Genomic DNA, 13,792 nt, shown 5'->3' on the forward strand with positions numbered 1-13,792 from the left:
ACACCATACTACTCACCAGGGCGAGCGTCGCAGGTGCGAGGAGTCAAGCAAACACCCTGCTCATGGCCTGGCTATATAGATAAAAAGGAAAAAGAATGAGTAAACTCTCTCTCTGTATTCGTGTGGATGATGAAATCGAGTTACGCTTGAATGAGCAGCGGTATGTGGATGAGTATCATGCCCTGGTGGTGCGCAACATCGAGCACTTGCGGGAGTGGATGCCCTGGGCGGCCTTCAAGCAGACGCCTGAAGTCATAAGTTCATATATGCGAGGCAGCATGCAGCAGTTCGCGGGTGGAGTAGGGCTGCCAACCAACCTCTGGTATAGGGGGCAAATGGTTGGTTCAATCGGTTTCCCCAGGATGAGCTGGGAGAGGCGCGTGGCGGAGATTGGCTACTGGCTGGATAAAGATATGCAGGGCAAGGGAATTATCACCAGGGCTGTGAAGGCGCTTACCACCTATGCCTTCGAGGAGTATGGTCTCAACAAGGTTGAAATTCATGCCGCCGCTGGTAACAAGAAGAGTCGGGCCGTGCCAGAGAGGCTTGGTTTCGCGCAAGAGGGAATTCTGCGCCAGGCCGAATGGCTTAATGGCAAGGCGCATGACATGATCGTGTATGGCATGCTCGTGGGCGCGTGGAAGTCTTAAGAAAGAGGTGTGATTAGCGTCCCAGGCCTTGAACGAGGCAAGTTAGCCCAAGCGTAAAGCCTTCGGCCGGGAGGCAGCGCTGCATGTGCCCCGTCAGTTCAAGTGTGACGAAGCCGTGGATAAAGGCCCAGACGGCCTGCGTCGCGGCCTCTGCCTGGTCTTCTCCTACCAACTGGGCTGTGGCTGCGAGCATAGGCGCGAAGGTCGCAGCCGCAGAGGGAGGGGCATCGCCCTCCAGGGGTGGCGCGCCCATGAATAGCAGAGTGTAAATGTGAGAATGTTGAAGCGCCCACTCGCGATAGGTCAGCCCCATAGCTTCTATTTGATGGCGCGGGTTCGGGCGTGCGAGGGCGGAGGCATGCTCCAACTTCTCAGCCAAGCGATAGAGTCCCCTTTCCGCCACCTCAGCCAGGAGTGCCGACTTATCGGCAAAGTGGTTATAGAGCGAGGAGGCCTGTACGTCCAATATCTGAGCCAGGCGGCGCATTGAGAGCGCCTCAACACCCTCCTGCTCCACCAGCTTGCACGCACAGGCCACCAGCTCTTGATGATCGATCTTCTTTGTATATGCCATAACTAACAGTGTACATTTTTTGTACATGGCATGTCAAGCTTTTTCCTATCTCATATAACTAACAGTGTACATCTTGACAAGGAAGCATTGATGGATGTATATTGCTTGTGTAAGGTGAACAGCGTTCGTGTTGGTTGTCATAGTTGAGAGAAAGGAAGCGTATAGATATGGTTCGTGTGGGGGAAATGATTTTTGACCCTATTCGCAAACAAAAAATTATATTTCGCAAGACGGCGAAGGAGACGCGAGGTGAACTGGTTGAGGTAGAGGCTGTCTATCACCCGTCTTCAACGAAGCCTGCAACCCATGTTCATCCCCAACAGGAGGAGCGCTTTGAGGTCCTGGAGGGGAGCATCAACACGATCATTGCTGGCGAAAAGAAAACCTATCAAGCTGGCGAGATCTTTCATGTTCCCGCAGGTACCACCCATGAGATGTGGAATGGTGGCACGAGCGAGACTCGCGTGATCTGGCAAACGAGGCCAGCACTGCACACAGATGAATTTCTCGAAATTACTCTGGGTCTTGCCCAGGATGGCAAGACCAACCCGGAGGGGATACCCAATCTTTTACAGGCAGCCGTGATTATGTGGCAATATCGTCGCGAGTTTCACTTCGTCAAGCCGCCACTCATCGTGCAGAGAATACTCTTTGGGCTCCTGGCCTTTATTGGGCATTTGCGTGGCTATCATGGCGTCTATACCCCGGCAACGCATGAGCGCGATTGAGAGTTATATTATCCAGCTTGCGTGTCTTCTTCCAGGGTCATCTCTGTCTCGCTTAGGGAGCCTGCCTGGCGAATATCTTTGTTCAGAGTTGTTAGCAAGGCGAGCACGAATAAGTAAGCTGAGAAGCTATAGACGGTGTTAATGGGTCCAAGCAACTGGAGCATGATGCCCGCGATGGCTGCTCCCAGCGACATGGCACCAACCGTCAGCAGGCGGATGCTGCTGGTGACACGGCCGAAAATATTGTCGGGAATGATCGAGGCCCGGTAACTCAACTGCGTGACATCGAAAATGACGAGGGCGAAGCTCATCAGGGCGCCGATGAGTCCTAACAAGAAGATATTGGGGGCGAGCGCGTAGAGCGGAAAGAGGAGTGCTGCAACCCACCCAAGGCCGATAGTGATGTGGGTAAAGCTCAGGCGTCGTTGTAGAGGTTCGATCAAGAAGGAGGCCGCGATCCCTCCCAGGGCATCTATGGTAAGGATAATGCCGATCTCGAAGGCAGAGGCATGTAAGTTCTGTGCGAGCACAATCAGGATGAGCGTGCTCCCTCCATAGGCTATATTGCCTGCGCTGACGCGAAAGGCCAGGAAGCGCACCAGCGGTTGCTGCCAGATCCAGGCGACGCCCTCCTGAATTTCCTGGCGGAAGTTGCGCGGCATCGTCTGCCGCACCTGCTGAAACTGTATCCTGATCGCGGAGAGCGAGAGAACGGAAATAAGATAGGAGAGGGCATTCAGCAGAAAGGGCAGGGCCGCGTAAAGCGCGTAGAGCAGTCCACCCAGGGGCGCGCCGATGATGCCTGTGACAATGGAGGTTGCGTAATTTTGTCCCATTGCAGTAGGCAAGTGCTCTTTGCTGACAACATTGGGCAGCGAGGCCGTTTCGGCCAGGGTGAAGAAGGTTGCCAGGGCGCCACAGACCAGGGCCATAAGATAGATATGAGGCATGCTCAGGTGTCCCAGCCAGTAGGCCAGGAAGACGCTTCCCGTTGCCAGCGCTCGTCCGATATCACAAATGACCATCACGCGCTTACGGTCCCAGCGGTCAATCAGCACGCCAGCGGGTAGGCTCAGAAAAGGAAAAGGGAGCTTTTGCAGCGTCGCCACGATGCCAGCCTGGGCGGGAGAGTGCGTCAGCGCCAGGATGAGCAAAGGGAGGGGGACATCTTGCAGTACGTCCCCTAGAGAAGATAAGCCCTGCCCACTCCACAGCAAGAGGTAGTCGCGGTTCCGCCAGAGGGCTGCGCGTTTCTTTGGCATGTTTAATGGCATCTGAGCGTCCTTTCTTCCACAACTGATGCTCACTTTATCATGCAAAGGGCAAGCGCGTAAAGAAGAGAATGAGAGGGATGTAGCGATGGAAACGACTCGTCCCCATCGCTACATCCCTCTCTCATCAGGTGGACTGTATTTAGAAGGTAAGGATCTCTCCGTCCTGAGGAATCGAGACTTGTTTCTCCAGCTCTTCTGCCTCTAGCTTGTCTCTCAATGCGGCACGCGTGAGGCGACAGTGATTGATCGTTTCCATGTGTACCGCTACGATGTTTGCCTCAGGAATGCTGCGGCATACCTGGCACACATCGTTCTCGTCCATGGTGATGGGGCCGCCACCGGTGACAAAGGTTGGAGCACCGGCGTTAAGAACGACCACGTCTGGTTTGTGCTGTGTGAGGACCTGTTCAACGTCTGAGCACCAGATTGTATCGCCCGCAATATAGAGTGCTGGCTCCCCCTCGGCCTTCAATACAAAGCCAGAGACAGGACCCATCATTTTACCTAGCTCGCCTGTTCCATGCTGTCCTCCAGTGCGGTCGATCTCAAGCCCACACCATCTCAAGCGTTCACTTATCGGCATAACCTGGGTGAAGCCTGCCTGCTCTAGCTTAGCCTGGTCTGCTGGCTGACAGAGTAGAGGTAAATCTTTGGGGAGCAAGTTCTGTGCGGCTGGGTCCCAGTGGTCACGATGCGTATGAGTTATTAAAACAGCGTCCAGGTTGTTGATTGCCTGTTGTAACTCCTCATCGGAGAGTGGTAGCGGCACCATCGGATTGCGTATCTGATTGCCTGCGTTGGGAATGGGATCTATGGTTCCCTGAGGGCTGAGCATTGGATCGACCAGGATCTTGAGATTATGAATGGTCAGTACCAGGGTAGCGTGGCGCAGAAAGTGGATTTGCATTATGTTCCTCTCCTTCAGGCTAATCTATCTAACGAATCTATCGTTTAACAGCTCTTGTGATAAAATAATAGGATATTTCAAGCCCTCTGTACATAAAATATGGAAAGTAAGCGAACCTTTTGCTTTCCCTTTGTAAGGAAAGAGAGCATGGTTGCTAAACAGTTGTTATGGGATGATTATGGACACAACGGATATTGCTATTGTTCAGGCTTTGCGAGAAGATAGCCGCCTATCTATGCGTAAGCTTGCTATGCTGGTTCATATGAGCGCGCCAGCCGTGGCTGAGCGTGTGCGTCGCCTGGAAGAAGAAGGGGTAATTACCGGCTACACTATTCGTGTGGATGAGCAGAAAATCGCTCCCAGGATGCTAGCATATGTAAATGTGCATATGAAAACGAATCATCACCAGAGCTTTCTCCAGCTTATTGAGGGCAGGGAAGAGGTACGTGAGTGCCATCGTATTGCTGGCGGGAATGTCTGTTATCTGTTGAAACTGGAAGTGATCGATCAAGGCACGCTCAATGAATTTTTAGATATCCTACTCCCCTATGCCAATTATAGTCTCAATGTTGTTATTGCCTCGACCATCAAACCATAGCGATGACTCTACCTCCCTCTAGCAAAGCTGGCCAAAGATATCTCAATGGTCAAAAGAAGAACAATGACGAGAAAATGACGGAGGTCATGAGGCGAATTCTTCTATAGAAAAATAAAGTCCAAGCAAGGGGGGGTATGGGGTCGCCCAGAATCGTACAGTGGAATCACTGCTGCCGGAAGCGATAAGCTTGCCATCAGGAGACCAGGCCACGGATTTGGTCACGGCGAAATAGTTAGTGAGATTGTTTGTAGAGGTGAAGACAGTCTTTTTTGTAGTTGCGTCCCAGATCTGCATGGTATGATCATCGCTGCCCGACGCGATATACTTGCCATTGGGGGACCAGGCCACTGTGTTGATCTGGTCAGTATGACCCCTATACGTCAGGTATTTATGGCTATTGATGACATCCCAGACCTGTACGGTATGATCCATGTTTCCTCCTGATGCGACACGCCTGCCGTCGGGAGACCAGGCCACCGCATTCACTACATCTCTATGGCCCTCGTAGGTGAGGCTTATGCTCCCTTGAAAACCTCTTTGGGCTCTAGAGAAATAGGAAAAAAAGGTTTTGCTACGCGAAATGGAGGGCTCACGCCAGCTACTTGGTATTTTTCGACTCAGCATCCATCTCGAAATACTTCTTTGTCTTCTCATACAGGTATTGTTGCTTGCTTAGCGGGAAAAACGCAGGGAAAAAATGTTGGGACCCCTCCTGGACAGAAAAAGTCACTCCAACCTCTTGACCTGGAGTTCACTCCAGGTTGTATAGTTGGGGCATGGAAACAAATTTTTCGATTCAACAGGTTGCTCAGCAGACCGGACTGAGCAGCGATACGCTGCGCTACTATGAACGCATCGGGCTGATTGAGCCGGTACGGAGAGCGCCAAACGGCCATCGCCGTTATAGTCAGTAAGATATCTCCTGGCTCCAGACGCTGATTCGCCTGTGCGAGACGGATATGCCGCTGGCGCAGATGATTCATTTTGCAGCGCTGCGTCGCCAGGGTGATGCCACTGCGACCGAGCGCCGGTTGATCCTGGAAGAACACCAACACGTTCTGGAAGAACATATGCACAAGTTAGAGCAGCATATGGCCGCGCTGCGACGGAAGATCACGCACATGCGCGAGGTTGAAGAACGCAATAACGCGGCAGTCGCCCAGGTCTACGCGACACTTCAAGATGAACCCACGGATACCGTTATTTAACGATAGAATCTATAGGAAAAGATATTATGGCTACTTCCACAGAGACCTCCCTAGATGCTCAACTGATTGCTGTGACGTTGCGTGTCAATGGCACAAAGCACGCGCTGCTCCTGGATACACGCGTGACACTGCTTGACGCGCTGCGCGAACATCTTGGACTGACGGGCACAAAAAAGGGCTGTGACCACGGAGCCTGCGGCGCTTGCACGGTCCTGGCCGATAACCAGCGTATTCTCTCCTGCCTCACCCTCGCCTCGATGTGCGACGGGCGAGAGATTACGACGATTGAAGGCCTGGCCAATGGAGAAGAGCTTCACCCCATGCAGGCAGCCTTTATCGCTCACGATGGCTTTCAGTGCGGCTATTGTACTTCGGGACAGATTATGTCCGCCGTGGCTCTGCTCAACGAGGGGCACACGACTTCTCAGGAAGAGATCCGCGAGTTTATGAGTGGCAATCTCTGCCGCTGTGGCGCTTACTCCAATATTGTGGCCGCGATCTGGAGCGTGGTAGAGGGGGAAAAAGATGCAGCCTTTTAGCTACTGGCGCGCCGAAAACGAGGCGGGCGCCATTGCGCACCTGACAGCCCACCCCGGGGCAGCGTACATCGCTGGCGGCACGACGCTGCTGGACCTGATGAAGGATGATGTGCTCCATCCCAATCTGCTGGTAGATATTACACACCTCCCTCTGCGGGGTATTGAAGTCACCGAAGACGCGATATTGATTGGCGCGCTGACTACCATGAGCGAGGCGGTGCATAACGCGCTGCTCCGCGAGCGCTATCCGCTTATCACGCAAGCGCTGCTGGCCAGCGCGTCACAACAACTACGCAATATGGCAACGCTCGGCGGCAATCTGCTCCAGCGCACGCGCTGCTCCTACTTCCGCGATCCCGTCTTTGCCTGCAATAAACGCATGCCTGGCTCCGGCTGTGCCGCGCTGGTTGGCGAAAACCGCGTGCACGCCATTTTCGGTACCAGCGAGAACTGTATCGCAACCCACGGCTCTGATCTCGCCGTGGCCCTGATCTCGTTGGATGCTGCGCTGGAAGTGCACGGACCAAACGGCTCGCGGCGCATTCCGCTGGCCCATTTTTATCTCCTGCCTGGCACAACGCCAGAACGTGAACATGTTCTCAAACCCGGTGAGCTGATTGCCGCGCTGGAAATTCCGACGACGTTCAATGCCTCTCGCTCGACCTATCTCAAGGTGCGCGATCGCGCCTCCTACGAGTTCGCCCTGGTTTCAGCCGCTGTGGCTCTGGAACTGGACGGTTCAACTATCCGCGCGGCGCGGATCGCGCTGGGTGGAGTGGGAACAATCCCCTGGCGGGTACGCGCCGCGGAAGCACTGCTCCAGAATGCGCCTCTCGCCAGAGAAACCTGCGCCGCCGCCGCGGAAGCGGCCCTGACAGGGGCTATCCCCCAACGCGATAACGCGTTCAAGATTGAACTCACCCGGCGTACACTGATACGCGCCCTGACCATGGTAGGAGGCATCGCATGACTCAAAGCGCTCCACAAACCTCCTCGCCCAGCGTAGGCCAGCCGGTTGACCGCGTCGATGGGCTGCTCAAGGTAACAGGCCAGGCCCGCTATCCCGCGGAATTTCCCTTTGAGCGCATGGCGCATGCGGTTATTGTGCAGAGCACCATCGCGCGCGGTAGCATTAAAACGGTCGAGACAGCTGCGGCGGAAGCCGCTCCAGGTGTGCTCGCGGTGCTGACGCATCTCAACGCGCCGCGCTTGCACTCCAGCCCCCCCAGCTTTGTGGTGGGGTCAGCGCCGCCGCCGCCTCTCCAAGCCCAACACATCTCTTATCATGGCCAGCATATCGCTGTGGTAGTAGCAGAAACGCTTGAGCAAGCCACTTTTGCCGCGACTTTGATCACGGTCGATTACCAGGAGGAAACGCCGCTGCTCCGACTCGATGATCCGCACGCGCAGGTGCTCGACAACGCTTTTCCCGACGTAGTGCGTGGCGAGCCCGAAGCTGCTCTAGCCAGGGCTCCGGTACGCGTGGAAGCAACTTACACTACCCCGACACAGCACCACAATCCGCTGGCGCCGGCTGCGACTATCGCCAGTTGGGACGGTGAGACGTTAACGCTCCACGATTCGACGCAGGGAGTCTACAATACCCGCGCTCAATTGGCAATGATGCTCGGCCTGGAGATAACGCATGTACGTGTGCTGGCTCCCTTCATCGGCGGCGCGTTCGGCAGCGGACTGCGCCCCTGGCCACACGTGGTTCTGGCCGCTATCTCGGCCCGTCAGGTAGGCCGCCCGGTCAAACTGGTGCTCACCCGCGAGCAGATGTACACAACCACTGGCTACCGTCCGCGCAGTGTACAGCGTGTAGCCCTCGGCGCGACCCGCAAGGGCCAGCTTCTCGCTACAATCCACGAGGGCACCGAGCCAGTGGCAATGAATGACGACTTTCGCGAAGGCCTGACGCGCGCGACCGCTCTGCTTTACGCCAGCCCTCACCTGCGCACCGCCTATCGTCAGGTGCGTCTCAACGTCGCTGTACCCACCTGGATGCGTGGCCCTGGTGAATCGACCGGCCTTTTCGCGCTTGAAAGCGCGTTGGACGAACTGGCGTACGCCCTGGACATTGATCCGCTTGAACTGCGCCTGCGCAATGACACGCCGGTCCATCCCCAGAGCGGCCAACCGTGGTCAAGCCGGAAGCTGCGCGAATGCTTTGAACTGGGCGCTCAAGCCTTTGGCTGGGAACGTCGCCCACGCGCTCCGCGCTCTCTGCGCGACGGTCATGAACTGATCGGCTGGGGCGTGTCTGGCAGCTACTATCCCTACAATCGCCAGCCGGCAGAAGCCCGTGTGCGCTTGCTGGCCGATGGCAGCGTGCTGATCCAGACCAGCGCGACCGACATCGGCCCCGGCACCGCTACCATTCTGGCTCAGATTGCCTCGGATGCACTCGGCCTGCCCCTGGCAAGGATTCGCTGCGAGCTGGGCGACAGCAACTCTCCCGTCTCGCCCAACCAGGGCGGCTCTATGCTCGCCGCCAGCGCCGGCTCGGCGGTCCACGCGACCGCTGCCACGCTGCTGGAACAGACACTCGCGCTCGTTCAGGAAGACGAGTATTCGCCATTGTGCGGGGCAAGCCGGAAGATGATACTGACCGGAGACGGATATATCGCGCTCAAAAGCGATCCCACACGCCGCGAGAGCTATACCGCCATTCTCCAACGCCATGGCCTGGATCTGCTTGAGTCCACAGGCCGAGCTGCCCCTGGCGACGAGGCCCAGCGGTTTGGCACGGGCATCTTCGGAGCGAAATTTGTCGAGGTGCGCGTAGACGCCGAGCTGGGCAGGATTCGTGTGAGTAGAGTGCTCTCGGTCATCGCGGCTGGCCGTATTCTCAACCCGAAAACTGCGCGCAGTCAGGTTATCGGTGGTACCGTTGGCGGCATTGGCATGGCCCTGCTGGAACAGACCCGCATGGACGAGACAACAGGCCGCATCGTCAACGCCAACTTTGCCGACTACGCCATCCCGGTCCACGCGGATATTCCCCCGCTCGAAGTGCTCTTTGTCGAAGAGCCCGACCTGGAACTCAATCCGCTCGGCGTCAAGGGCGTCGGCGAAGTCGCCATCGTCGGTATTGCGCCGGCCATCGCCAACGCTATCTACCATGCCACAGGCCGCCGTGTGCGCGACCTGCCGATTACCATGGACAACCTTTTATAGAAGTTGAGAGAACAAGGGCCGAGGGCTTGTAAATGACAAAATTCGCAGAGCGATCTCATTTACAACCAGATCATCCGCAAAGCTTTCAAGCGAGAAACGGGCATGCCTCCTGCCCAGTATCACAAGCTGGGAGAAGAAAAGCGTGGCGCTCTGGAGTGCTCTTAAAGGATAAAAGAGAAGAGGTCAGATTTCGGCGATGGTGAGGAGAGTAGAGGTCCAGCTGCATGCTGTGAGTCACGGCCCTTGAGTATGAACCGAGCGGGAAACAACTCTAACATTGTTTCCCGCTCGGTTCATACTCAAGGGCCAACGTATCGCAGTTCTCGAAGGGCTTGAAGGAGTCAAAGACGGAGTCTCTCCGTTTTCCCCTCTCTCAATTACTCTAAGGAGGTAGAAATAGAAGTCCACCTTGGATTTTTTTACTCTAAAGCATGAGGAAACGGGATCACTCCCCAGGTCTGGCACAATGGAGGTGCTACCCTGAAAAAGGCGTTAGTTACATAGGCGCAAGTGCTTCGTAAACGCTGTCATGGGCCGTTCCTGACGCTTGTATACTGAACATAGTCCGTACATATAGAGAGATTGGAGCCAGGTGATGGATTTACAGTTGAAAGACAAAAAGGCGCTTGTGACGGGTTCGTCAATGGGGATCGGCAAGGCTATCGCAGTCGCTCTCGCCCGCGAAGGGGCCTTTGTTATTCTTAATGGACGCTCAGCGCAAAATGTACAGAAGTCCTTGCAGGAGCTTCAGGCCAGTATTCCACAGGGACGGTTTGCGACCATCGTGGCTGATTTAGGTACGAACGAAGGCTGTCAGCAGGCTATTCAAGAACAGCCAGAGGTCGATATTCTGGTAAACAACTTGGGAATCTTTGAGGCGTCGGACTTCTTTGAGACCAGTGATGAGCAGTGGCAGAAGATCTTTGATATAAATATTATGAGCGGAGTCCGCCTCTGTCGCCACTATCTCAAGCGTATGATGGAGAAACGCTGGGGCGCATTGTCTTTATATCCAGCGAGTCTGGCGTCTCGCCCGCGCCCGAGATGGCTCACTATAGCGCAACCAAGACCATGCAGTTAGCAATCGCTCGTAGCCTGGCCGAGATCGCCAAAGGCACAAATGTGACGGTTAATAGCGTTTTGCCGGGTCCAACGAGGACCGAGGGTGTTAGTGAATTTATTCAATCACTGTTCCCTGGCGAAAAGCCAGAGGTGGCCGAGCGCAAATTTATGCAGGAGAATCGCCCTACCTCTTTGATCGAGCGCCTGATTCAGCCTGAAGAAGTGGCGGCGCTGGTCACCCTGATCTGTAGCCCACTTGCTGGGGTCGTCGATGGAGCTGCGCTACGCGCGGAAGGAGGCCTGGTACGCAGTGTTTTCTAAGTTTCGGATTGGCTACTCTTTTGTTCGCCTAAAGTATTCGATGAGATATGGGTCGAAGTGTCTCTCGACCAGTTCCGTCATTTCCTCGCTGGGGTGGCTTCCGTCTACCTCAACGACTGAAAGCGAGAGGGTTTCCGCCTGCTGCTTGACATAGCGAGCAAGCTGGCAGTCGCGGGTGATGAGGTTGCGCAGGCGTTGCTCGGGGTTGCTGCCTTCGTTATAGACGCCATGCCGTTTCTGGCGCCTGACCAGTTCAGCCTGCTTGCGGCGTCGAGCCTGGTCGCAGAAGGTAGCAGTGGGAACCAGCCAGATCGCTTGCTGGGGACTGGAGAGATAGGGGGCGACGCACTCTGGAAAGAAGTTCCCCTCGGCGACAATAAAGTTCTCTCTGGGCAGAGCCAGGAGATCTTCGATGACCAGCGCAAAGTTCCTGGTCCATGATTCAATGGTTTCCTGAAACACTTCTTCAACTGGGCGCTGTATCCAGCGCTGGTCTATGCTCATACTTAGAAACTTCTGCGCCTCAACGTCGCCAGCGGCTATACGTCGCGCAAAATGATGACTTGCAAACGCGTCGACATGATAATCGAGGAAGACATAGATCCGGGTGATGGTATGGCTGATCGTGGATTTTCCTGAGCAGGGGGAACCGGCAATCCATAGAACATGTGAGAGCGCTTGCGCAATGTCGCTTTGTGTTGGCATCAGATATTTCCTCCCAAGCTAGCTGTCTATAGCGTTTGTTGAGAGTATACATAAGTATTTGTGCAAAAACATTGTCCAAAGGGCGGATGTATATTCTTGACGTATCTTGTACAATAAGGAAGGATAAACCAAAAGCCCGGCGCGTATGTCAGTAGCGCCGGGCTAGTTGTTCTTCGCTGATGTTATTTCTATTCAATTTCTGGTTCAGAAGGCAAGCGGGAAGTAATTCGCGTGTGAAGAGGTTATATAAGGTGGGGAGCTTTCCAGTCTCCTAACTTTAGATTTTCCAAGATTTTTCACTGTCTCTCGGGTCGGTGTAGTATGTAAAAGTGAGGTTTTGCATGTCTTTTTCGTCGCCTCTCCAGCCACAGACATCCTCTGTATCAGCCGAAGCGCTGCAAGCCTTGCCGCGCTCTCTGGCCCAGGTCGCGCCTTCAACGCTACTTTCTCAGTTACAGGAAGAGCGAATCATCGCTGAAGCGCAGGTAGAACGTGTTACCTTGCAGCTTACGGCAGATGTGAGCGTCAGGCTTTTGGGAACGGACGCGCCAATATTAAGCGAGAGCTTATTTCTGGCGACAGGAACGGTCGAGGTGCTGGCAAGCTTCTGCGGACAGTTCCTTGAGTTTCGCTACAACCGTCTCTCTGGTTCAGGTGAGGAGTATCCTATGCGCCTGCTCCTGCATGGAGCTGCGCTTTAAATAGAGGGATCAAGATATGAAGGCAGGTTGGCTTCGCCAACCTGCCTTCATATCTTGATCCTGTGTATCACTAATGGGTATTATCTTGATGGAAGCTTACGGGCGCGTAGGCCCATAAACAGGGGAATTTCCTGGTAGGCCCTGTTCTCTGCCCTGGCGTGTGGTCCACTGGATGTCCTATAGGTACATAGCTCGCGCATCTGGTCAAGCACGAGCCCACTGGAGGCGAGATCATTAATGTACTGTTGCAAGGGGCGATGAAAGCAGAGGCTCTGCCCCTGGCGCCCATTGGCATATTCCTTCATGGGAACGGCCAGCGGGGTCAGATAGCGATCAATGCGCCGATATTGTAGTTGGCGTTCCTTCTGCCAGCCCCAGCCACTTTGACGCGGCACACGAAAACAGGGGTGAATCATCACAATTACAAGTCTCCCACCGCCGCGTAATGCCCAGGCTGCCCCCTCTAATACTGAACTCAGAGGGTCCATATCCTGAATACTGAGCAGAAAGACTATGCCATCAAATGTTGCTTGTTCTATCTCTGAAATCAGATCAAGGCGACTGGCATCTCCTTGCAGGAAGGTGCCTATGCGTCCATGATGGGCGCGGGCGCGCTGGAGTAGCCTTGCGCTGGCATCAATGCCGACATAGGAGGCACCCGTGTGTGTGATATGAGGTGCCAGGACGCCCTGGCCCGCGCCAATATCCAGGATACGCTCACCACGCTGGGGGTCCAGCAATTCCAGCGTGGCGGGGATCGCCAGCTCACGATGCAGTGTGCTGCCATCCTTGCCGACCCAGCCATCATACCATTCTGTATGTGCATCCCAACTAGTTCTTATTCTCTGTCCAGGTGATGTGCCTCTGGCTGTTGTTTGTCTATATCGCACCGCTCTTTTCCTTTCGCTTGAAACCTGGGTTTCGCAAAAGAAGATAGATGTAACCACGAGGTTAGAGCACGGTGCTACGGGTCGGGAGAAACGGGGGAAGAGCTATCAGGCAGATGGTGGAAGCGGTGTGCGTAGAGACGAGATGTGTGTCGACCCAAGCGAATAGCGTACCACCTCAGACAGCTCTATCGGCTGCTGAGCCTGGCCCCGCTCTCCTTCGCTGGAAAGTGTCAAGCGATGTGAGGAAAAAGAGAAGAGGAACGTGATTGGAGATGTTGATGTTCAATCACTACAGGCTCTTAACAGCAGATGCGCTTCTTCTTGGCCTGCAGCATGTGTTTCCCACGATGGACATCTCCCCTTTACTAACGAAACAATCTTTTATGGGGTGTAGTATAACATAGTGCTTGCTTGAAAAACAAGAGGTCGGGCGAGCATACTCTTGAAATAGGGCA

General features: G+C 54.8%; 15 protein-coding genes and 1 pseudogene. 10 read left to right on the top strand and 6 right to left on the bottom strand.

All coding sequences use genetic code 11. The annotated features are described in order from the left end of the window. Positions 1-95 precede the first annotated feature (95 nt). Positions 96-650: a GNAT family N-acetyltransferase gene (locus JMJ04_RS31590; protein ID WP_201374320.1), complete on the top strand. Its 555-nt coding sequence runs from the start codon at positions 96-98 to the stop codon at positions 648-650. A 13-nt stretch (positions 651-663) separates the two neighbouring features. Here the strand turns inward: JMJ04_RS31590 and JMJ04_RS31595 are convergent, their stop codons facing one another. Beyond that, positions 664-1,224, bottom strand: a complete 561-nt coding sequence (locus tag JMJ04_RS31595; RefSeq protein ID WP_201374321.1) for a TetR/AcrR family transcriptional regulator — start codon at positions 1,222-1,224, stop codon at positions 664-666. 167 nt (positions 1,225-1,391) lie between these two features. Here JMJ04_RS31595 and JMJ04_RS31600 point away from each other — a divergent pair, with 167 nt between their 5' ends. Then, on the top strand, positions 1,392-1,952 hold the full coding sequence (locus JMJ04_RS31600) for a cupin domain-containing protein (RefSeq protein ID WP_201374322.1): 561 nt from the start codon (positions 1,392-1,394) through the stop codon (positions 1,950-1,952). A gap of 8 nt (positions 1,953-1,960) precedes the next feature. Here the strand turns inward: JMJ04_RS31600 and JMJ04_RS31605 are convergent, their stop codons facing one another. Together JMJ04_RS31605 and JMJ04_RS31610 are read right to left on the bottom strand one after the other, a co-directional pair. After that, on the bottom strand, positions 1,961-3,226 hold the full coding sequence (locus tag JMJ04_RS31605; protein ID WP_201374323.1) for an MFS transporter: 1,266 nt from the start codon (positions 3,224-3,226) through the stop codon (positions 1,961-1,963). Positions 3,227-3,365: 139 nt separating this feature from the next. Then, positions 3,366-4,133 (bottom strand): MBL fold metallo-hydrolase, encoded by a 768-nt coding sequence (locus JMJ04_RS31610; protein ID WP_201374324.1) that lies wholly within the window; start codon positions 4,131-4,133, stop codon positions 3,366-3,368. A gap of 178 nt (positions 4,134-4,311) precedes the next feature. Between JMJ04_RS31610 and JMJ04_RS31615 the strand changes: the two genes are divergently transcribed. Continuing rightward, positions 4,312-4,731, top strand: coding sequence for an Lrp/AsnC family transcriptional regulator (locus JMJ04_RS31615; RefSeq protein ID WP_201374325.1), 420 nt, complete (start codon positions 4,312-4,314; stop codon positions 4,729-4,731). A gap of 84 nt (positions 4,732-4,815) precedes the next feature. On the opposite strand, the gene JMJ04_RS31620 is transcribed toward JMJ04_RS31615, so the two are convergent. Continuing rightward, positions 4,816-5,385 carry a WD40 repeat domain-containing protein gene (locus JMJ04_RS31620; RefSeq protein WP_307811768.1) on the bottom strand — a complete coding sequence of 190 codons (570 nt, stop codon included), beginning with the start codon at positions 5,383-5,385 and terminating at the stop codon, positions 4,816-4,818. A gap of 122 nt (positions 5,386-5,507) precedes the next feature. Here JMJ04_RS31620 and JMJ04_RS31625 point away from each other — a divergent pair, with 122 nt between their 5' ends. The 6 genes and pseudogenes from JMJ04_RS31625 (at position 5,508) to JMJ04_RS31650 (ending at position 11,041) form a co-directional block, all read left to right on the top strand. Continuing rightward, positions 5,508-5,645 carry a MerR family DNA-binding transcriptional regulator gene (locus tag JMJ04_RS31625; protein WP_201374327.1) on the top strand — a complete coding sequence of 46 codons (138 nt, stop codon included), beginning with the start codon at positions 5,508-5,510 and terminating at the stop codon, positions 5,643-5,645. Positions 5,646-5,690: 45 nt separating this feature from the next. After that, entirely contained in the window at positions 5,691-5,939 is a 249-nt protein-coding gene (locus JMJ04_RS31630) for a MerR family transcriptional regulator (protein ID WP_201374328.1), read from the top strand. A 26-nt stretch (positions 5,940-5,965) separates the two neighbouring features. Beyond that, complete coding sequence (locus JMJ04_RS31635; protein WP_201374329.1) at positions 5,966-6,478, top strand: (2Fe-2S)-binding protein; 513 nt, start codon at positions 5,966-5,968, stop codon at positions 6,476-6,478. Continuing rightward, the gene (locus JMJ04_RS31640) at positions 6,465-7,448 is read left to right on the top strand and encodes an FAD binding domain-containing protein (RefSeq protein WP_201374330.1); all 984 of its coding nucleotides are present in this window, start codon (positions 6,465-6,467) and stop codon (positions 7,446-7,448) included. The genes JMJ04_RS31635 and JMJ04_RS31640 overlap by 14 nt, the downstream gene beginning before the upstream one ends. After that, complete coding sequence (locus JMJ04_RS31645) at positions 7,445-9,658, top strand: xanthine dehydrogenase family protein molybdopterin-binding subunit (protein WP_201374331.1); 2,214 nt, start codon at positions 7,445-7,447, stop codon at positions 9,656-9,658. The genes JMJ04_RS31640 and JMJ04_RS31645 overlap by 4 nt, the downstream gene beginning before the upstream one ends. Positions 9,659-10,253: 595 nt before the next feature. Beyond that, positions 10,254-11,041: pseudogene (locus tag JMJ04_RS31650) on the top strand (SDR family NAD(P)-dependent oxidoreductase). Positions 11,042-11,053: 12 nt separating this feature from the next. Here JMJ04_RS31650 and JMJ04_RS31655 read toward each other — a convergent pair. After that, positions 11,054-11,746, bottom strand: a complete 693-nt coding sequence (locus JMJ04_RS31655) for a hypothetical protein (RefSeq protein WP_201374332.1) — start codon at positions 11,744-11,746, stop codon at positions 11,054-11,056. 341 nt (positions 11,747-12,087) lie between these two features. Here JMJ04_RS31655 and JMJ04_RS31660 point away from each other — a divergent pair, with 341 nt between their 5' ends. Beyond that, a complete protein-coding gene (locus tag JMJ04_RS31660) occupies positions 12,088-12,447 on the top strand; it encodes a hypothetical protein (protein ID WP_201374333.1) in 360 nt (119 codons plus the stop codon). Between the two features lie 80 nt (positions 12,448-12,527). Here JMJ04_RS31660 and JMJ04_RS31665 read toward each other — a convergent pair whose 3' ends face one another. After that, positions 12,528-13,337, bottom strand: a complete 810-nt coding sequence (locus tag JMJ04_RS31665; RefSeq protein WP_201374334.1) for a class I SAM-dependent methyltransferase — start codon at positions 13,335-13,337, stop codon at positions 12,528-12,530. Between the last annotated feature and the right edge of the window lie 455 nt (positions 13,338-13,792).

Origin of the sequence: Ktedonobacter robiniae, from assembly GCF_016587375.1 — a bacterium.
Lineage (GTDB): Bacteria > Chloroflexota > Ktedonobacteria > Ktedonobacterales > Ktedonobacteraceae > Ktedonobacter > Ktedonobacter robiniae.

What these genes read in the sequence shown, in the direction of transcription:
- JMJ04_RS31615 (WP_201374325.1), top strand. Translation starts at nt 4,312, where the DNA reads ATGGACACAACGGATATTGCTATTGTTCAGGCTTTGCGAGAAGATAGC.
- JMJ04_RS31595 (WP_201374321.1), bottom strand. Translation starts at nt 1,224, where the DNA reads ATGGCATATACAAAGAAGATCGATCATCAAGAGCTGGTGGCCTGTGCG.
- JMJ04_RS31610 (WP_201374324.1), bottom strand. Translation starts at nt 4,133, where the DNA reads ATGCAAATCCACTTTCTGCGCCACGCTACCCTGGTACTGACCATTCAT.
- JMJ04_RS31660 (WP_201374333.1), top strand. Translation starts at nt 12,088, where the DNA reads ATGTCTTTTTCGTCGCCTCTCCAGCCACAGACATCCTCTGTATCAGCC.
- JMJ04_RS31605 (WP_201374323.1), bottom strand. Translation starts at nt 3,226, where the DNA reads ATGCCATTAAACATGCCAAAGAAACGCGCAGCCCTCTGGCGGAACCGC.
- JMJ04_RS31645 (WP_201374331.1), top strand. Translation starts at nt 7,445, where the DNA reads ATGACTCAAAGCGCTCCACAAACCTCCTCGCCCAGCGTAGGCCAGCCG.
- JMJ04_RS31635 (WP_201374329.1), top strand. Translation starts at nt 5,966, where the DNA reads ATGGCTACTTCCACAGAGACCTCCCTAGATGCTCAACTGATTGCTGTG.
- JMJ04_RS31630 (WP_201374328.1), top strand. Translation starts at nt 5,691, where the DNA reads ATGCCGCTGGCGCAGATGATTCATTTTGCAGCGCTGCGTCGCCAGGGT.
- JMJ04_RS31600 (WP_201374322.1), top strand. Translation starts at nt 1,392, where the DNA reads ATGGTTCGTGTGGGGGAAATGATTTTTGACCCTATTCGCAAACAAAAA.
- JMJ04_RS31655 (WP_201374332.1), bottom strand. Translation starts at nt 11,746, where the DNA reads ATGCCAACACAAAGCGACATTGCGCAAGCGCTCTCACATGTTCTATGG.
- JMJ04_RS31590 (WP_201374320.1), top strand. Translation starts at nt 96, where the DNA reads ATGAGTAAACTCTCTCTCTGTATTCGTGTGGATGATGAAATCGAGTTA.
- JMJ04_RS31625 (WP_201374327.1), top strand. Translation starts at nt 5,508, where the DNA reads ATGGAAACAAATTTTTCGATTCAACAGGTTGCTCAGCAGACCGGACTG.
- JMJ04_RS31620 (WP_307811768.1), bottom strand. Translation starts at nt 5,385, where the DNA reads ATGAGAAGACAAAGAAGTATTTCGAGATGGATGCTGAGTCGAAAAATA.
- JMJ04_RS31640 (WP_201374330.1), top strand. Translation starts at nt 6,465, where the DNA reads ATGCAGCCTTTTAGCTACTGGCGCGCCGAAAACGAGGCGGGCGCCATT.